General features: G+C 72.0%; 15 protein-coding genes and 4 pseudogenes. 13 read left to right on the forward strand and 6 right to left on the reverse strand.

What is annotated here, in order from left to right; all coding sequences use genetic code 11:
- Position 1 precedes the first annotated feature (1 nt).
- The 4 genes from BM536_RS18130 (at position 2) to BM536_RS18145 (ending at position 3,725) form a co-directional block, all read left to right on the forward strand.
- A complete protein-coding gene (locus BM536_RS18130; protein WP_073491095.1) occupies positions 2 to 1,540 on the forward strand; it encodes an ATP-dependent DNA ligase in 1,539 nt (512 codons plus the stop codon).
- The gene (locus BM536_RS18135; RefSeq protein ID WP_073491093.1) at positions 1,537 to 2,001 is read left to right on the forward strand and encodes an NUDIX hydrolase; all 465 of its coding nucleotides are present in this window, start codon (positions 1,537 to 1,539) and stop codon (positions 1,999 to 2,001) included. Before BM536_RS18130 ends, BM536_RS18135 begins: the two co-directional genes overlap by 4 nt.
- Positions 2,002 to 2,077: 76 nt before the next feature.
- Positions 2,078 to 3,463: an NADP-dependent succinic semialdehyde dehydrogenase gene (locus BM536_RS18140; RefSeq protein ID WP_094103204.1), complete on the forward strand. Its 1,386-nt coding sequence runs from the start codon at positions 2,078 to 2,080 to the stop codon at positions 3,461 to 3,463.
- Positions 3,464 to 3,488: 25 nt separating this feature from the next.
- A complete protein-coding gene (locus tag BM536_RS18145) occupies positions 3,489 to 3,725 on the forward strand; it encodes a DUF6213 family protein (RefSeq protein WP_057580803.1) in 237 nt (78 codons plus the stop codon).
- Between the two features lie 264 nt (positions 3,726 to 3,989).
- Here BM536_RS18145 and BM536_RS18150 read toward each other — a convergent pair whose 3' ends face one another.
- Positions 3,990 to 5,219 (reverse strand): acyl-CoA dehydrogenase family protein, encoded by a 1,230-nt coding sequence (locus BM536_RS18150; RefSeq protein ID WP_073491092.1) that lies wholly within the window; start codon positions 5,217 to 5,219, stop codon positions 3,990 to 3,992.
- Positions 5,220 to 5,389: 170 nt separating this feature from the next.
- Here BM536_RS18150 and BM536_RS18155 point away from each other — a divergent pair, with 170 nt between their 5' ends.
- Positions 5,390 to 6,031, forward strand: coding sequence for a TetR/AcrR family transcriptional regulator (locus BM536_RS18155; RefSeq protein ID WP_094103205.1), 642 nt, complete (start codon positions 5,390 to 5,392; stop codon positions 6,029 to 6,031).
- 45 nt (positions 6,032 to 6,076) lie between these two features.
- Here the strand turns inward: BM536_RS18155 and def are convergent, their stop codons facing one another.
- Positions 6,077 to 6,616: a peptide deformylase gene (gene def / locus BM536_RS18160; protein ID WP_073491090.1), complete on the reverse strand. Its 540-nt coding sequence runs from the start codon at positions 6,614 to 6,616 to the stop codon at positions 6,077 to 6,079.
- Positions 6,617 to 6,774: 158 nt separating this feature from the next.
- Between def and BM536_RS18165 the strand changes: the two genes are divergently transcribed.
- The 5 genes from BM536_RS18165 (at position 6,775) to BM536_RS18185 (ending at position 11,352) form a co-directional block, all read left to right on the forward strand.
- On the forward strand, positions 6,775 to 8,013 hold the full coding sequence (locus BM536_RS18165; protein ID WP_073491089.1) for a MurT ligase domain-containing protein: 1,239 nt from the start codon (positions 6,775 to 6,777) through the stop codon (positions 8,011 to 8,013).
- 19 nt (positions 8,014 to 8,032) lie between these two features.
- The gene (locus tag BM536_RS18170) at positions 8,033 to 8,761 is read left to right on the forward strand and encodes a type 1 glutamine amidotransferase (protein ID WP_073491088.1); all 729 of its coding nucleotides are present in this window, start codon (positions 8,033 to 8,035) and stop codon (positions 8,759 to 8,761) included.
- Positions 8,762 to 8,976: 215 nt separating this feature from the next.
- Positions 8,977 to 10,002 carry a 6-phosphofructokinase gene (locus BM536_RS18175; protein ID WP_073491087.1) on the forward strand — a complete coding sequence of 342 codons (1,026 nt, stop codon included), beginning with the start codon at positions 8,977 to 8,979 and terminating at the stop codon, positions 10,000 to 10,002.
- A gap of 119 nt (positions 10,003 to 10,121) precedes the next feature.
- A complete protein-coding gene (locus tag BM536_RS18180) occupies positions 10,122 to 11,069 on the forward strand; it encodes a cytochrome c oxidase assembly protein (RefSeq protein WP_073491086.1) in 948 nt (315 codons plus the stop codon).
- 100 nt (positions 11,070 to 11,169) lie between these two features.
- Entirely contained in the window at positions 11,170 to 11,352 is a 183-nt protein-coding gene (locus tag BM536_RS18185) for a hypothetical protein (protein WP_073491145.1), read from the forward strand.
- A gap of 29 nt (positions 11,353 to 11,381) precedes the next feature.
- Here the strand turns inward: BM536_RS18185 and BM536_RS18190 are convergent, their stop codons facing one another.
- The 4 genes and pseudogenes from BM536_RS18190 to BM536_RS18205 all read right to left on the reverse strand — a co-directional run bounded on the left by BM536_RS18190 (position 11,382) and on the right by BM536_RS18205 (position 15,425).
- Positions 11,382 to 12,587: a sensor histidine kinase gene (locus tag BM536_RS18190; protein WP_073491085.1), complete on the reverse strand. Its 1,206-nt coding sequence runs from the start codon at positions 12,585 to 12,587 to the stop codon at positions 11,382 to 11,384.
- Positions 12,584 to 14,297: pseudogene (locus tag BM536_RS18195) on the reverse strand (sodium/solute symporter). Before BM536_RS18195 ends, BM536_RS18190 begins: the two are co-directional and overlap by 4 nt.
- A pseudogene (locus BM536_RS18200) lies at positions 14,294 to 14,673 on the reverse strand (hypothetical protein). Before BM536_RS18200 ends, BM536_RS18195 begins: the two co-directional pseudogenes overlap by 4 nt.
- Positions 14,674 to 14,675: 2 nt before the next feature.
- Positions 14,676 to 15,425, reverse strand: a complete 750-nt coding sequence (locus tag BM536_RS18205) for a LytR/AlgR family response regulator transcription factor (protein WP_094103206.1) — start codon at positions 15,423 to 15,425, stop codon at positions 14,676 to 14,678.
- A gap of 78 nt (positions 15,426 to 15,503) precedes the next feature.
- Here BM536_RS18205 and BM536_RS18210 point away from each other — a divergent pair.
- The 3 genes and pseudogenes from BM536_RS18210 to rocD form a co-directional block, all read left to right on the forward strand.
- Positions 15,504 to 16,018: pseudogene (locus BM536_RS18210) on the forward strand (Lrp/AsnC family transcriptional regulator).
- A 126-nt stretch (positions 16,019 to 16,144) separates the two neighbouring features.
- Entirely contained in the window at positions 16,145 to 16,966 is an 822-nt protein-coding gene (ddaH, locus tag BM536_RS18215; RefSeq protein ID WP_073491083.1) for a dimethylargininase, read from the forward strand.
- Positions 16,963 to 18,175 (forward strand): annotated as a pseudogene (gene rocD / locus BM536_RS18220) (ornithine--oxo-acid transaminase); the annotation flags it as partial. The gene ddaH and the pseudogene rocD, both read left to right, overlap by 4 nt.

The raw sequence follows: 18,175 nt of genomic DNA on the forward strand, positions 1-18,175 counted from the left end.
CATGCTGTTGACCCGGCTCGCCGATGTGTCCCGGGAGGTCGCCGCCACCTCGGCGCGCTCCCGCAAGATCGCCCTGCTCGCCGCCCTGTTCCGGGACGCGGAGGCGGAGGACGTGCCGATCGTGATCCCGTATCTGGCCGGACGGCTCCCGCAGGGGCGGCTCGGCGTCGGCTGGAAGGTGCTGAGCCGCCCGGTCGCCCCGGCCGCCGAGCCGACGCTCACCGTGCGCGAGGTGGACGCCCGGCTCACCGCGCTGGGCGGGTTGTCGGGCCCCGGCTCGCAGGCCGAACGGGCCCGGCTGGTGGGTGAGTTGATGGGCTCGGCGACCGAGGACGAGCAGCGCTTCCTGATCGCCCTGATCACCGGCGAGGTCCGGCAGGGCGCCCTGGACGCGGTGGCGGTGGAGGGCCTCGCGGAGGCGACCGCCGCTCCCCCGGCGGACGTGCGGCGGGCGGTGATGCTGGCCGGCTCGCTCCAGACGGTGGCCCAGGCACTGCTCAGGGACGGGCCGCCGGCACTGGAACGGTTCCGGCTCACCGTCGGCCGCCCGGTCCTGCCGATGCTCGCGCACACCGCGTCCTCCGTGGCGGAGGCCGTCGGCAAGCTGGGCGCCTGCGCGGTGGAGGAGAAGCTGGACGGCATCCGCGTCCAGGTCCACCGGGACGGCGACACCGTACGGGTCTACACCCGCACCCTCGAGGACATCACCGACCGGTTGCCCGAACTCACCTCGGCGGCGATGGAGTTGAACGGCGAGCGGTTCATCCTGGACGGCGAGGTCATCGCCCTCGACGACTCCGGCCGGCCCCGTTCCTTCCAGGAGACGGCGGGCCGCGTCGGCTCCCGGGTGGACGTGGCCACGGCCGCCGCGGCGGTCCCCGTCTCCCCCGTCTTCTTCGACGCGCTGTCGGTGGACGGCCGGGACCTGCTCGACCTGCCCTTCTTCGAGCGGCACACGGAGCTGGCCCGGCTGGTGCCCGAGCCGACGCGGGTGCGCCGGACGGTTCTGGCGGGCGAGGCGGACCTCCAGGCGGCCGAGGACTTCCTGGAGGAAACGCTGGCCCGGGGGCATGAGGGCGTGGTCGTGAAGTCCCTCGACGCCCCCTACAGCGCGGGCAGGCGCGGCGCGTCCTGGCTGAAGTTCAAGCCCGTCCACACGCTCGACCTGGTGGTCCTGGCCGCCGAGTGGGGCCACGGCCGGCGCACCGGCAAGCTGTCCAACCTCCACCTCGGCGCCCGCACCGCCGACGGCGGCTTCGCCATGCTCGGCAAGACCTTCAAGGGCATGACCGACGCCATGCTGACCTGGCAGACCGACCGCCTCCAGGACCTGGCCGTCGGGGACGACGGCTGGGTGGTGACCGTACGGCCCGCACTCGTCGTGGAGATCGCCTACGACGGCCTCCAGCGCTCCACCCGCTACCCGGCCGGCGTCACCCTCCGCTTCGCCCGCGTGGTCCGCTACCGCGAGGACAAGCGCCCGGAGGAGGCGGACACGGTGGAGACACTGCTCGCCGCGCACCCGGAGGTTCGGCCGTGACGGCGCGGCGCAGCGCGGGTCTGCTGTTGTTCCGGCACACCGCCGACGGTACGGAGGTGCTGCTGGGGCACATGGGCGGTCCGTACTTCGCGAAGAAGGACGCCGGTGCCTGGACCGTCCCGAAGGGTGAGTACGAGCCCGACGAGCCGGCCTGGGAGGCCGCCCGCCGCGAGTTCCGGGAGGAGCTGGGGGTGGCGCCGCCGGACGGTGAGGCGTTCTGGCTGGGGGAGGTCCGGCAGACCAACGGCAAGACCGTGACGGCCTGGGCGATCGAGGCGGACCTCGATCCGGCGGTGATCGATCCCGGCACCTTCGTCATGGAATGGCCGCCGCGGTCCGGGCGGACGCGGGAGTTCCCCGAACTGGACCGGGTGGCCTGGTACGGGCTGGACCGGGCGCGCGAGCTGATCGTGACGGCACAGGCCGCGTTTCTGGACCGGCTGGCGGAGCACTCGGGCTGAGCGGACGCGCACGCGTTGCGGGGCCCACCGCGACGCGCGAAGGTCGAAGCACAGCCAGCACTCCAGGAGGTCGGTCATGCCCATCGCGACGGTGAACCCGGCGAACGGCGAGACGCTCAAGACGTACGAGGCCATGGACGAGGAGGAGCTCGAACGCCGGCTCCGGCTCGCCGAGGCCACGTTCCGCACGTACCGCACGACGGCGTTCGCCGACCGCGCCCGGCTGCTGAACCGGGCCGCCGACCTCCTCGACGAGGACGGGGCGGAGATCGCCCGGGTGATGACCACCGAGATGGGCAAGCCGGTGAAGCAGGCGCGCGCCGAGGCAGCGAAGTGCGCCAAGGCGATGCGTTGGTACGCCGAGCACGCGGCGGAACTCCTCGCCGACGAGCGGCCCGCCGAGTCGGACGTCAAGGACTCCGGCGCCTTCCACGCCCTGGTCCGCTACCGGCCGCTGGGCCCGGTGCTCGCGGTGATGCCGTGGAACTTCCCGCTGTGGCAGGTCGTCCGCTTCGCCGCGCCCGCGCTGATGGCGGGCAACGTCGGTCTGCTCAAGCACGCCTCGAACGTCCCGCAGACCGCCCTCTACCTGGAGGACCTCTTCCACCGGGCCGGCTTCACCGAGGGCTGCTTCCAGACCCTGCTGATCGGCTCGGGCGCGGTCGACGAGATCCTGCGCGACGAGCGGATCAGGGCGGCCACCCTGACCGGCAGCGAGCCCGCGGGCCGCGCGGTCGCCTCCACCGCCGGCGAGATGGTCAAGAAGACGGTGCTGGAGCTGGGCGGCAGCGACCCCTTCGTCGTCATGCCCTCCGCGGACGTCGACCGGGCCGCCGAGGTCGCGGTGACCGCGCGCGTGCAGAACAACGGACAGTCGTGCATCGCCGCCAAGCGGTTCATCGTCCACTCGGACGTGTACGACCGCTTCGCCGAACGCTTCACCGAAGGGATGAAGGCGCTGAAGGTGGGCGACCCGCTGGAGGAGGAGACGGAGGTCGGCCCCCTCGCGAGCGAGCGGGGCCGCGCCGACCTGGAGGAACTGGTCGACGACGCCCGGCGCAGCGGCGCCACGGTGCTGTGCGGGGGCGAACGTCCCGACGGGCCCGGCTGGTACTACCCGCCGACCGTCATCGCCGGCATCGACCGCGAGATGCGCATCCACCGCGAGGAGGCCTTCGGGCCGGTGGCGACCCTGTACCGGGCGGCCGACCTGGACGAGGCGGTGCTCATCGCCAACGACTCCCCCTTCGGCCTGAGTTCCAACGTATGGACCCGTGAGGCGGCCGAGGTGGACCGTTTCGTACGGGATCTGGAGGCCGGCGGGGTGTACGTCAACGGGATGACCGCGTCCCATCCGGCGTTCCCGTTCGGCGGGGTGAAGCGGTCCGGGTACGGGCGTGAGCTGTCCGGGCACGGAATCCGGGAGTTCTGCAACATCACCACGGTTTGGCACGGTGCGTGAGCGCCGCGCGGCTACGATCCCGGTTGTGAACCGCGAAGTGACTCTGCCTCTGATCGTCGATGACCGCGGGACCCTCCAGGTGGCCGCGGCCGACGTGAGCAAGCTGCTCCGCACGTTGGGCGGCCGGTGGCTGCATCTCGTCGAGGCCGGGGCGGAGGGACTGGACGAGGACACGGTCGCCGCGCTGACCATCGAACTCGCGAAGCTGGCCGACCGCATCGATGTGGCGTGCATCGCGCACAGCAGCGGCGGGGCGCCGTAGGGCCGGTCGTTCGGATCACGCCGCAGCCGCGGGGTCCGGCACGCGCATCCGCCGCGTTGTCGTCGGTTGCCGACGCTCCGCGTCGACGCCCTCCTCCGCCTCGCAGCCGCACGCACCAGACCCCGCTCACCGGCACTGAACAGCGCCGTCGACTTCCTGCGACCTGATCCAAACGACAGGCGCCAGGCGTCCGGGAACGCGGCGAACCGTGCGATGCGGTCCGCCGACCCGCGGACCGCCTCGCATGGTTCCCGCTTCCGGCGGCTACCGGATCGGCATCCCCGACAGGGTCCGCGCGATCACCAGTCGCTGGATCTCGCTCGTGCCCTCGAAGATCGTGTAGATCGCGCTGTCGCGGTGCATCCGCTCCACCGGGTACTCCCGCGTGTAGCCGTTGCCGCCGAGGATCTGGACGGCCTGCGCCGTCACCGTCTTCGCCGTCTCGCTGGCGTACAGCTTGGACATGGAGCCCTCGGCCGCGGTGAACGGCCGGCCGTTGACCGCCATCCACGACGCGCGCCACACCAGCAGCCGCGCCGCGTCGATCTGCGTGCGCATGTCCGCGAGCTGGAAGGCGACACCCTGGTTGTCGATGATCGGGCGGCCGAACTGCTCGCGCGTCTTCGCGTAGTCCAGGGCGACCTCGTACGCCGCGCGGGCCGTACCGACGGCCATGGCGCCGACCGCCGGCCGCGAGGCCTCGAACGTCGCCATCGCGGCGTTCTTCACCCTCTCACCGCCGCCCGCCCTGGCCCGCTCGCGCGCCCGTGCCAGCCGCTCGTCGAGCTTCTGCTTGCCACCGAGGAGGCAGGAGCCGGGAACGCGCACGTTGTCGAGGATCACCTCGGCGGTGTGCGAGGCGCGGATGCCGTGCTTCTTGAACTTCTGGCCCTGGGCGAGACCGGGCGTGCCCGGCGGGACGATGAAGGAGGCGTGCCCCTTGGAGCCCAGGTCGGGGTCGACGACCGCGACGACCACGTGAACGTTGGCGATGCCGCCGTTGGTCGCCCAGGTCTTCGTGCCGTTGATCACCCACTCGTCCTTGGCCTCGTCGTACACGGCACGGGTGCGCATGGAGGCGACGTCGGAGCCGGCGTCGGGCTCGGAGGAGCAGAAGGCGGCGACCTTGACGTCGGCCGGGTCGCCGTACATCTGGGGGATCCAGGTGCCGATCTGTTCCTCGGTGCCGTTGGCGAGGACGCCGACGGCGGCGAGGCCGGTGCCGACGATGGAGAGGGCGATGCCCGCGTCTCCCCAGAACAGCTCTTCCATCGCCATCGGGATGCCGAGACCCGTAGGGTCGAAGTACTGCTGGGCGTAGAAGTCGAGGGAGTAGATGCCCACCTTCGCGGCCTCCTGGATGACCGGCCAGGGAGTCTCCTCACGCTCGTCCCATTCGGCGGCCGCGGGGCGGATGACATCGGCCGCGAAGCCGTGCAGCCAGTCCCGGACCTCCTTCTGTTCGTCGTTGAGCTCCATGGTGAACTCGGCCATGTCCCCTCCAGCGGCGGAACGTGCGTGTTACTAGCGGTAACGCGAGTCTGTTACCGGTCGGTAGGAAAAGTCAACTCCTGAGGTCGGCTCGGCAGCCCGTTCGATGTCGAGTCACCGTCAGGTGTTAGTTTGCGCAGGCGTCACCGAATCAGCACGGGTGGGGAGAGCACATGGACACCACGCAGCGGACCGAGCAGCAGAGGTCCGCCGACCGCCGACGGCGCGAGCTGCTGGAGGCCGCCGACAGAGTGGTGCTCCGAGACGGGCCCCAGGCCTCCATGAACGCCATCGCGGCGGAGGCCGGCATCACCAAGCCGATCCTCTACCGCCACTTCGGCGACAAGGGCGGACTCTACGCCGCTCTCGCCAAGCGGCACACCGACGCGCTGCTCGCCTCGCTGCGGGCCGCGCTGGACGCTCCCGCCGAGCGCCGGGAGCGGGTCGAGGCCACGCTGGACACCTACCTCGCGGCCATCGAGGCCCGCCCTCAGGTCTACCGCTTCCTGATGCACCCGTCGGACGGCGCCCCCGGCGAGCAGGGCTTCGACGTCGGCAAGCACTCGGCTCCCGTGCTGCGGCGGATGGGCGAGGAGCTGGCCCAGGTCATCGAGGAGCGCCTGGACCTCGGACCCGGGACCCAGCAGCTCGCCCGCGTCTGGGGGCACGGGATCGTCGGGATGATGCACGCGGCCGGGGACTGGTGGCTGGGCGAACGGCCCTGCTCCCGCGCCGAGCTGGTGCGCGGCCTCGCCGACCTGCTGTGGGGCCGCCTCGCGGCGGCGGGCGACAAGGTGGGCGGTCCCGGCTTCTGACCGGGGCCCCCGCGCACGGGTACCTCCGCTCACCGGTACGCCCGCTCAGCCGCTCCAGGGAGCCCGCCTCACCTGGCGCATCAGCCGTCTCCCGCGCCAGCCGTGGACGCGGTCCGCGTACACCCGCCCCTCCAGGTGGTCGCACTCGTGCTGCAAGCATCTGGCAAAGAATCCCGTGCCGTGGACCGTGACCGGCTCGCCCGCCACCGTGAAACCCTCGACCAGCGCGTGGTCGTGGCGTTCCGTCCCCGCTTCCAGGCCCGGCAGGGACAGACAGCCCTCCGGGCCGCGGATCACCACTCCGTCCACGTCCACCAGGCGTGGGTTCACGAGATGGCCCAGGTGGCGGACGTCCTCGTCGTCGGGGCAGTCGTAGACGAACACCCGCAAGGACTCCCCGACCTGGTTCGCGGCGAGGCCCACGCCCCGCGCCGCGTACATCGTGGCGAAGAGGTCCTCGACGAGGCGGGCCAGTTCCGGACCGAACTCGGTGACCTCCGCGCAGGGTTGCCGCAGGACCGGATCGCCGAGCAGGGTGAGGGGCCGGACGCGCCCGTGGGCGCCCGGGATGGAACCTTGTCGCATGGCGGCAAGGGTACGGTCCTTTCTGACACGCGCATGCCGTGCGCAGCGTGAGACGGTGCCGGGATTCGGGCCTGCGAATGGATCTCGATAGGCTGACCACCTACCACGTTGCCGTCAGGCTTCAGGCGCGGCGCGTACGCAAGGAGGATCGAGAACTGATGGCAGGCAACTCGGACCCGCTCACGCCGCGGGCCAAGATCGCCGTGACCGCGGGCAAGGCGGTCGCTGCGGCATCGCGTGCCGCGGGACGCGGCAGCGGTTCGGTGATCGGCGGCCGGGTGGCGCTGAGGCTCGACCCCGACCTCCTTGCCCGGCTCGCCCAGAACCTGGACGTCATCCTCGTCTCGGCGACCAACGGCAAGACCACGACCACCCGTCTCATCGCGGAGGCCCTGCGGGCCGCGGGCCCGGTCGTGTCCAACGCGCTCGGCGCGAACATGCCCGCCGGCATCACCTCGGCACTCGCGGGCGGCTCGGACGCCAAGTACGCCGTGATCGAGGTCGACGAGAAGTACCTCGCCGGTGTCGCCCGCGACACCGCCCCCAAGTGCATCGCGCTGCTCAACCTCTCCCGCGACCAGCTGGACCGAGCCGCCGAGACCCGCATGCTCGCCGAGAACTGGCGCGAGGGACTGGCCGGTTCCAAGGCCGTCGTCATCGCCAACGCGGACGACCCGCTGGTGGTGTGGGCCGCGTCCTCCTCCCCCAACGTGATCTGGGTCGCAGCCGGGCAGATGTGGAAGGACGACGCCTGGTCCTGCCCGTCCTGCGGCGGTGTCATGCAGCGCCCCGGCGACGACTGGTTCTGCGGCGAGTGCGGCTTCCGGCGGCCGACGCCGAGCTGGGCGCTCTCCGGCGACCACGTCCTCGACCCGCACGGCTCCGCCTGGCCGATCCACCTCCAGCTGCCGGGCCGCGCCAACAAGGCCAACGCCGCCTCCTCGGCCGCCGTCGCCGCCGTCTTCGGCGTGCCGCCGCAGGTCGCGCTGGAGCGGATGTACCAGGTGCAGGCCGTCGCCGGACGCTACGACGTCGTCCAGTTCATGCAGCGCGACCTGCGGCTGCTGCTGGCGAAGAACCCGGCGGGCTGGCTCGAGACGTTCAGCCTGATCGATCCGCCGCCCACGCCGGTCATCCTCTCGGTGAACGCGCGCGGCGCCGACGGCACCGACACCTCCTGGCTGTGGGACGTCGACTACACCCGGCTGACCGGCCACCCGATCTTCGTCGTCGGCGACCGCAAGCTGGACCTCGCGGTGCGCCTGGAGGTCGCCAACCAGCACTTCCAGGTGTGCGAGAACGTCGACCAGGCCGTGCAGCTGGCGCCGCCCGGCCGTATCGAGGTCATCGCGAACTACACCGCCTTCCAGGACCTGCGCCGCCGCGTCGGCAACTGACCCGAGGAACCTTCACGTGATGAGTGACAACCAACTGCGGGTCGTCTGGATCTACCCGGACCTGCTCAGCACCTACGGCGACCAGGGCAACGTCCTGGTCGTGGAGCGGCGGGCGCGGCAACGCGGGCTCGACGTGGCCCGGCTGGACGTGCGCAGCGACCAGCCGATCCCCACCTCCGGGGACATCTACCTGATCGGCGGCGGTGAGGACCGTCCGCAGCGGCTCGCCGCCGAGCGGCTGCGCCGTGACGGGCACCTGTACCAGGCGGTGCAGAACGGCGCGATCGTGTTCGCGGTGTGCGCGGGCTACCAGATCCTGGGCCACGAGTTCGTCAACGACCTCGGTCAGCGCGAGCCCGGCCTCGGCCTGCTGGACGTCACCACGACCCGCGGTGAGGGCGAGCGGTGCGTCGGCGACGTCCTCGCGGACATCGACCCGCGCCTCGGGCTGCCCTCGCTCACCGGCTTCGAGAACCACCAGGGCATCACCCATCTCGGCCCGACCGCCCGCCCGCTCGCCCGCGTCCAGATCGGCAAGGGCAACGGCACCGGCGACGGCACCGAGGGCGCGTACAACGACACCGTCTTCGGCACCTACATGCACGGTCCGGTGCTGGCCCGCAACCCGCTCATCGCGGACCTGCTGCTGAAGCTGGCGCTCGATGTGAACGCGCTCCCGCCGACCGACGACCGCTGGTACGAGGCCCTGCGAAACGAGCGCATCGCGTCCGCGCAGCAGCCCGCCTAGCAGGCCCGGCGGGACAGCCCGCGTGACCTGTGTGTTCACCCGATCTTCGGGTTGCCGTCAGCAGCCCGGATGACGGTACGTCCGCACAGGTGAGCGGGCACGTCCAGCAGGCGGACGTGTCCTTCGGCCCCGCCCCCTCCTGCCGCTAGGGTGGCGGGGATCGAGCCGGACAACGCGGTCCGGATCCGGCCCACGTGGAGAAGGTTGTTCGGGCTATGCGCATTGGTGTCCTCACGTCCGGCGGCGACTGCCCCGGCCTGAACGCCGTCATCCGGTCCGTCGTGCACCGCGCCGTCGTGGACCACGGCGACGAGGTCATCGGCTTCCGGGACGGCTGGAAGGGCCTCCTGGAATGCGACTACCTCAAGCTCGACCTCGACGCGGTGGGCGGCATCCTCGCCCGCGGCGGCACGATCCTCGGCTCCTCCCGCGTCCAGCCCTCGCAGCTGCGGGACGGCGTGGAGCGGGCCCGGGGACACGTCGAGGAACTCGGCCTCGACGCCGTCATCCCGATCGGCGGTGAGGGCACGCTCAAGGCGGCCCGGCTGATGTCGGACAGCGGCCTGCCCATCGTGGGCGTGCCGAAGACCATCGACAACGACATCGCCGTCACCGACGTCACCTTCGGCTTCGACACGGCCGTGGGCGTCGCCACCGAGGCGCTCGACCGGCTCAAGACCACCGCCGAGTCCCATCAGCGGGTCCTCGTCGTGGAGGTCATGGGGCGGCACACCGGCTGGATAGCGCTGCACTCCGGCATGGCGGCCGGCGCCCACGCCATCGTCGTCCCGGAGCGCCCCTTCGACATCGAGGAGCTGGCCCGGCGGGTCGGCGAGCGGTTCGAGGCGGGGAAGCGGTTCGCCATCGTCGTCGTGGCGGAGGGGGCCAAGCCGGCGCCCGGCTCCATGGCCTTCGACGAGGGCGGCAAGGACATCTACGGGCACGAGCGGTTCGCCGGCATCGCCCGGCAGCTCTCCATCGAGCTGGAGCAGCGGCTCGGCAAGGAGGCCCGGCCGGTGATCCTCGGGCATGTCCAGCGGGGTGGCACGCCCACCGCGTACGACCGTGTGCTCGCCACCCGGTTCGGGTGGCACGCGGTGGAGGCCGTGCACCGGGGCGAGTTCGGCAGGATGACGGCCCTGCGGGGGACGGACATCGTGATGGTGGAACTGGCGGAGGCCGTCGAAACGCTGAAGACGGTGCCCGAGGACCGCTACGCCGAAGCGGAGTGCGTGCTGTAGCCGTCCGGGCTCCCGGTGGGTGCCCCCCGAGTCCGCCCCCGGTGACATGAGTCGCCGGGGGCGGTTCTAGTCTTGGGGCGCAGGAACCGTACAACCCCCCACGAATCAGGAGCCGGCGGATGGATCACAGCGGGCACGGCATGACCATGGATCTGCCGCCGTTCACGCTGGGGCGGGGTCTTCAGTGGTCACCGGACCCGTTCTTCCTCGTCGCCTGTCTGGCCGCGCTGGGGCTGTACGCGTGGGGTGTCGTCCGGCTGCGGCGGCGCGGGGACGCGTGGTCCGCGGGGCGGACGGTGGCGTACGTCGTCGGCGTGCTGACGATCGTGCTGGTGATGTGCACGAAGCTGAACGACTACGGCATGGTCATGTTCAGCGTGCACATGGTGCAGCACATGGTGATCAGCATGCTGTCGCCGATCCTGATCCTGCTCGGCGCCCCCGTCACCCTGGCGCTGCGCGCCCTGCCCACCGCGGGCAAGGGCCGCAAGGGGCCGCGTGAGCTGCTGCTGATGCTGCTGCACAGCTGGTACATGCGGATCGTCACGCACCCCGCGTTCACCATTCCGCTGTTCATCGCGAGTCTGTACGCGCTGTACTTCACGCCTGTCTTCGACTTCCTGATGGGTTCGGACCTCGGGCACGCGGCGATGATGGTGCACTTCCTCGCCGTGGGTGTGGTGTTCTTCTGGCCGATCATGGGCGTCGACCCGGGGCCGAACCGGCCCGGCTACCTGATGCGCATGCTGGAGCTGTTCGCCGGGATGCCGTTCCACGCGTTCTTCGGCATCGCGCTGATGATGGCGTCCACGCCGATGGTGAAGACGTTCGAGAACCCGCCCGCCTCCCTCGGCATCGACGCCCTGGCCGACCAGAACGCGGCCGGCGGTATCGCCTGGGCGTTCAGCGAGATCCCGTCGGTGCTGGTGCTGATCGCGCTGCTGTTCCAGTGGTACGGCTCCGAGCAGCGGCAGGCCAAGCGCCAGGACCGGGCCGCCGACCGGGACGGTGACAAGGAGCTGGAGGCCTACAACGCCTACCTGTCCTCGCTGAGCGGACGCCGTTGACGGGACGCCGTTGAGCGTTCGCCAGGGCTGAAGGACCGGAACCAGGGCACCATGGAGGGGGACACACCCTGTGGGGGGTGTGCCGGAGGAGGGTGTCGCGATGCCCGGTTCCATGAACGGTTCGGCGGACGGTTCCACGAGGACCATGGGGGTGCTCACCATCGGCGGCCTCGTCGTGGTGACCGCCTACACGGTGGCGCTCGGCAGCAACGGCTGGCTGTGGTTCGGCTGGGTCGTGCTCGGGCTGATCACGCTCGCGATGGTCGCCACACGCACGACGTGAGCGACAGGAGCGACTGAGCGACGGGCGGCTCACCCCGGGGTGAGGCGGGCCGCCGAGTGGACGCCCGGCTGGTACTTCGGCAGCCGGGCGCTGATCCTCATGCCCGCGCCGGGGGCGGTCTCGATGACGAGGCCGTGGTCGTCGCCGTACACCTGGCGGAGCCGGTCGTCGACGTTGGACAGGCCGATGCCGCCGGACGGGCTGACCTCACCGGCCAGGATGCGGCGCAGCAGGGCCGGGTCCATGCCCGCGCCGTCGTCCTCGATGACGACCAGGGCCTCGGCGCCGGCGTCCTGCGCGGTGATCTGGATGTGGCACTTGTCGGCCTTGCCCTCGAGGCCGTGCTTGACGGCGTTCTCCACCAGTGGCTGGAGGCAGAGGAAGGGCAGGGCCACCGGGAGGACCTCCGGGGCTATCTGGAGGGTGACGGAGAGCCGGTCGCCGAAGCGGGCCCGGACCAGCGCCAGATAGTGGTCGATGGCGTGCAGCTCGTCGGCGAGGGTGGTGAAGTCGCCGTGCCGGCGGAACGAGTAGCGGGTGAAGTCGGCGAACTCCAGGAGCAGCTCCCGGGCCCGCTCCGGGTCGGTGCGGACGAACGAGGCGATCACGGCGAGCGAGTTGAAGATGAAGTGCGGGGAGATCTGGGCGCGCAGGGCTTTGATCTCGGCCTCGATGAGGCGGGTGCGGGAGTCGTCGAGGTCGGCCAGCTCCAGTTGGACGCTCACCCAGCGGGCCACCTCTCCCGCGGCCCGGACCAGCACGGCCGACTCGCGGGGCGCGCACACGACGAGGGCGCCGTGCACCCGGTCGTCGACGGTGAGCGGGGTGAGCACCGCCCAGCGGAGCGGGCAGTCGGGGGCGTCGCAGGTGAGCGGGAAGGCCTCGCCGCGGCCGGTGTCCAGCGGGCCGGACAGCCGGGCCATGATCTCCGTACGGTGGTGGGCGCCCACGCCGTCCCAGGCCAGGAGCTGTTCGCGGTCCGTCAGGCAGAGGGCGTCCGTGCCGAGCAGGGTGCGCAGCCGGCCGGCGGACTTGCGGGCCGTCTCCTCGGTGAGGCCGGCCCGCAGGGGCGGGGCGGCGAGGGAGGCGGTGTGCAGGGTCTGGAAGGTGGCGTGCTCGACGGGGGTGCCCAGGTCGCCGAGGCTCTGCGGGCGGGCGGTGCGCCGGCCCAGCCAGAAGCCGACGGCGAGGCAGGGGAGGATCGCGATGCACAGGCCCGCGAGGAAGCCGCTCATGCCTTGACCTCCGCCGCCCGCAGCTCCTCCGGCAGATGGAAGCGGGCCAGGATCGACGCCGTACCGGCCGGGACGCGGCCCGGGGTCGCCAGGGACACCACGATCATGGTGAGGAAGCCCAGCGGGACCGACCACAGGGCGGGCCAGGCCAGCAGGGCGTGCAGGCCGCCCGTGACGGGCAGCCCCGCCATCGTCGCGGCGACGGCGACGAAGGCCGAGCCGCCGCCCACGAGCATCCCGGCGGCGCGCCCGGCGGGGTCAGCCGGCGCCACCAGATGCCGAGGACGAGCAGCGGGCAGAACGAGGACGCGGACACCGCGAAGGCGAGCCCCACCGCGTCGGCCACCGGCAGCCCGCCCACCAGCAGGCTCGCGGCGAGCGGTACGGCCATGGCGAGACCGGTGCCCAGCCGGAAGTGCCGTACGCCGCGGGCGGGCAGGACGTCCTGGGTGAGGACGCCCGCGACGGCCATGGTCAGACCCGACGCGGTGGACAGGAACGCCGCGAAGGCGCCGCCCGCGAGCAGCGCGCCGAGCAGGTCGCCGCCGAGGCCGCCGATCATCCGGTCGGGCAGCAGCAGGACGGCGGCGTCGGCGTCGCCGGTCAGGGCGAGTTCCGGGGCGTAGAGGCGGCCGAGGGCGCCGTAGACGGGCGGCAGCAGGTAGAAGGCGCCGATCAGGGCGAGGACGGCGACGGTGGTGCGGCGGGCGGCGACTCCGTGTGGGCTGGTGTAGAAGCGGACGACGACGTGCGGCAGGCCCATCGTGCCGAGGAAGGTGGCGAGGATCAGGCCGTACGTCGCGTACAGGGGGCGCTCCTCGCGGCCCGCGGCGAGGGTGGTGGACATGCCGCCGTTGCTGCCGCGCTCGGCGGTGGGGACGGGGGTGCCCGGGGTGAAGGTGAGGCGGGCGCCCCGTTCGATGCGGTGGGTGCCGGCGGGGAGGCGCACGGCGGCCGATCGTGCCGGTGGCCGTCGACCGTGCCGGTCACCGTCACGGTCAGGGGCCGGTCCAGCTTGAGGTCGAGGGTGGTGTCGACGCGGACGGCCCGCTGGTCGCGGAAGGCGGGCGGCTCCTCGAAGACGTGCCGGGGCGCGCCGTCGGCCTGCCAGGCGAGGACCAGGAAGAGGGCGGGGACGAGGAGAGCGGTGAGCTTGAGCCAGTACTGGAAGGCCTGCACGAAGGTGATGCTGCGCATGCCGCCGGCGGCGACGGTCGCGGTGACGACGACGGCGACGATCAGTCCGCCGAGGGAGTCGGGCGCCCCGGTCAGCACCGTCAGGGTGAGTCCGGCGCCCTGGAGCTGGGGCAGCAGGTAGAGCCAGCCGACACCGACGACGAAGGCGCCCGCGAGCCGCCGTACCGCCTGGGAGGCGAGGCGGGCCTCGGCGAAGTCGGGGAGGGTGTAGGCGCCGGAGCGGCGCAGCGGGGCGGCGACGAAGAGGAGCAGGACCAGGTAGCCGGCGGTGTAGCCGACCGGGTACCAGAGCATGTCCGGTCCCTGCACGAGGACCAGTCCGGCGATGCCGAGGAAGGAGGCCGCGGAGAGGTACTCGCCGCTGATGGCGGCCGCGTTGAGGCGGGGGCCGACGGTGCGGGAGGCGACGTAGAAGTCGGAGGTCGTGCGGGAGATGCGCAGGCCGAAGGCGCCGACGAGGACGGTCGCCACGACGACCAGGGCGACGGCGGGCACGGCGAACGTGGAGTTCATCGGTCCTCGACCAGGCGCACGAGGTCGCGTTCGTTGCGTTCGGCGCGGCGGACGTACCAGCGGGCGAGCAGCACCAGTGGGGCGTACAGGCCGAAGCCGAGGACCGCCCACTCCAGGCGGCGGGCGTCGGGCATCGCCGCGAACAGCAGGGGCAGCGGGCCGACCAGGAGGACGAGGACGGCGAACACGGCGAGGGCGGCCCGCAGTTGGGTGCGCATCAGGGAGCGGACGTAGGTGTGGCCGAGGGTGGTCTGCTCGTCGATCTCGGCGCGCGGGCGGTAGTAGCCGGAGGAAGTGGGGTACCGCCGCGCGGGAGGGAGCGGCGGGGCGGGCCGGTGACGACGACGCGGCGCTCGGCGGGGTCCTGCTGGGGCACCGTCACGGCCTCCTCATCAGCAGGTCCCGCAGTTCACGGGCGTGGCGGCGGCTGACCTGGAGTTCCTCGCCGCCGACGACCACGCTGACGGTGCCGGCGTCCAGGCGGAGTTCGCCTATGTGGCGCAGGGCGACGAGGTGGCGGCGGTGGATGCGGACGAAGCCGCGGGCTCGCCAGCGTTCCTCCAGGGTGGACAGCGGGATGCGCACGAGGTGGCTGCCGCGGTCGGTGTGCAGGCGGGCGTAGTCGCCCTGGGCCTCGACGTGGGTGATGTCGTCGACGGGGACGAACCGGGTCACCCCGCCCAGCTCGACGGGTATCTGGTCGGGGTCGGGCTCGTGGACGGGGATGCGGGGGGTGGTGCCGCGCAGTTCGGCGGCGCGGCGGACGGCCTCGGCGAGGCGTTCCTTGCGGACCGGTTTGAGGACGTAGTCGACGGCCTTCAGATCGAAGGCCTGGACGGCGAAATCCTCGTGGGCGGTGACGAAGACGACCAGGGGCGGGCGGGCGAAGCCGGTGAGCAGCCGGGCCAGGTCGAGGCCGTCGAGGCCGGGCATCTGGATGTCGAGGAAGACGACGTCGATGGCCTCCGGGCCGTCGGGGCCGGACTCCAGGGCCCTGTTGATCCGGCGCAGCGCCTCCGTCGCGTCACCGGCGCCCTCCGCGCTCCCTATCCGGGGATCCGCGGTGAGCAGGTACAGCAGCTCCTCCAGCGAGGGGCGTTCGTCGTCGACGGCGAGGGCACGCAGCATGAAGGTGGAGTGTAGGGGCGATCCGTACGGCTGGACATGTACCGGGGTGCGGACGTATCCGCTGGATACAGTGCCCGCATGAACAGCGGCCCCGCCCCTTTCGACGAACTCGACCGGAAGATCCTCACCGCGCTGATGGCGAACGCCAGAACGAGCTTCGCCGAGATCGGCACGGCGATCGGGCTGTCGGCCACGGCGGTCAAACGCCGGGTGGACCGGCTGCGGGACAGCGGGGTGATCACCGGGTTCACGGCGACGGTGCAGCCGTCGGCGATGGGCTGGCGCACGGAGGCGTACGTGGAGGTGTACTGCGAGGGTGCGGCGCGCCGCGGCGGCTCGCGGAGGTGGTGCGCAACCATCCGGAGATCACCGCGGCGATGACGGTGACCGGCGGTGCGGACGCGCTGCTGCATGTGCGGGCGCGGGACGTGGGGCACTTCGAGGAGGTGCTGGAACGCATCCGGGTGGAGCCGTTCATCCGCAAGACGATCAGTGTGATGGTGCTGTCCCACCTGCTGCCCGACAGCCCGGAGGCGGGCGCCACCCACGCGGCCCCGAACGCCGACCCGACTGACGCATCAGACGTGCGTTGACCGGACTGAAGACGCAGCATTCCTGCGTCAACACGCAAGCCTTCTTGCTTGTCGGGCGTCCCCGTCGCTTCCTACCGTGGTGTCAACCCCAAGTCGACAGCGCAGGAAAAGCGGAGGAACCCCTCTGTGACCGTCAGCCGTGTGCCGAGCCCTCGGCGCTTCCTCGTCTGTGAACCCAGACATTTCGCCGTGCAGTACGCGATCAATCCCTGGATGCGTCCCGACTCCCCCGTCGACATCGACCTGGCGCACGAGCAGTGGCAGGCGCTGATCCGCGCCTACCGTGCGCACGGCCACACCGTCGACACCGTCGAGCCCGCCCCCGGGCTGCCCGACATGGTCTTCGCCGCGAACTCCGCGGTCGTCGTCGGCGGCCGCGTCTTCGGCTCCCTCTTCCACGCGCCCGAGCGGCGCGCCGAATCCAGCCACTACGACTCCTGGTTCAAGACGGCGGGCTTCGACGTCCACCGGCCCGAGTCCGTCTGCGAGGGCGAGGGCGACCTGGTGTGGACCGGCCGGTACATGCTGGCCGGCACCGGGTTCCGTACGACCCGGGAGGCGCACCGGGAGGTGCAGGAGTTCTTCGGGCACCCGGTGGTCAGCCTGACCCTGGTGGACCCGCACTTCTACCACCTGGACACGGCGCTGTTCGTCCTCGACGGCCGGCCCGACGGAAACATCGCGTACTACCCGGAGGCGTTCTCGCCCGGCAGCCGCGAGGTGCTCGCCCGGCTCTACCCGGACGCGGTCCTCGCCACCCGCGACGACGCGATGACGTTCGGGCTGAACTCCGTCTCCGACGGCCGCAACGTCTTCATCGCGCCGCGTGCCGAGGCGCTCGCCGGCCGGCTCGCCGACCGCGGCTATGTCCCCGTCCCCGTCGACCTCTCGGAGTTCCAGAAGGCCGGAGGTGGCATCAAGTGCTGCACCCAGGAGATCCGTTCATGACCGCACCCGCCCGTACGCGCACGTCCGCCGACCTGATCCGGGCCGAGGAGCCCGTCCTCGCGCACAACTACCACCCGCTGCCCGTGGTCGTCGCGCGCGCGGAGGGGACGTGGGTGGAGGACGTCGAGGGCCGCCGCTACCTCGACATGCTGGCCGGATACTCGGCGCTCAACTTCGGGCACCGGCACCCCGCACTGGTCGAGGCGGCGCACCGGCAGCTCGACCGGCTGACGCTCACCTCCCGCGCCTTCCACAACGACCGGCTAGCCGAGTTCGCGGAACGGCTCGCCGCGCTGACCGGGCTCGACATGGTGCTGCCCATGAACACGGGCGCCGAGGCCGTCGAGAGCGCGATCAAGGTGGCCCGGAAGTGGGCCTACGAGGTGAAGGGGGTGCCGGCCGACCGGGCGACGATCGTGGTCGCCGCGGACAACTTCCACGGCCGTACGACGACGATCGTCAGCTTCTCGACGGACGAGACGGCGCGTGCCGGGTTCGGGCCGTTCATGCCGGGGTTCCGGATCGTGCCCTACAACGACCTGGCGGCGCTGGAGGCGGCCGTCGACGAGACGACGGCCGCCGTGCTGATCGAGCCCATCCAGGGTGAGGCGGGGGTCGTGATCCCCGACGACGGCTATCTGGCCGGGGTGCGGGAGCTGACCCGGCGCCGGGGCTGCCTCTTCGTCGCGGACGAGATCCAGTCCGGGCTCGGCCGTACCGGCCGGACGCTGGCCGTCGAGCACGAGGGGGTCGTGCCCGACGTGCTGTTGCTCGGCAAGGCGCTGGGCGGCGGGATCGTGCCGGTGTCCGCCGTCGTGGCGCGGCGGGACGTGCTGGCCGTGCTGCGGCCCGGGTCGCACGGGTCGACGTTCGGCGGGAATCCGCTCGCGGCGGCGGTGGGGACGGCGGTGGTGTCGCTCCTGGAGACCGGTGAGTTCCAGGCACGGGCGCTCGCTCGGCGGTGTCCTGCGGGACGGGCTGACCGGGCTGGTCGGCCGGGGTGTCGTCGGGTTCCGCGCGCGCGGGCTGTGGGCCGGGGTCGACGTGGACCCGGCGGTCGGGACCGGCCGCGCAATCGGGGAACGGCTGCTGGCGGAGGGCGTCCTGGTGAAGGACACCCACGGCTCGACCATCCGCCTGGCCCCGCCCCTGACGATCACGGAGGAGGAGCTGGGGATGGCGCTGGGGGCGCTGGGGAGGGTGGTGGGG

This window comes from Streptomyces phaeoluteigriseus, from assembly GCF_001896135.2.
Taxonomy (GTDB): domain Bacteria; phylum Actinomycetota; class Actinomycetes; order Streptomycetales; family Streptomycetaceae; genus Streptomyces; species Streptomyces phaeoluteigriseus.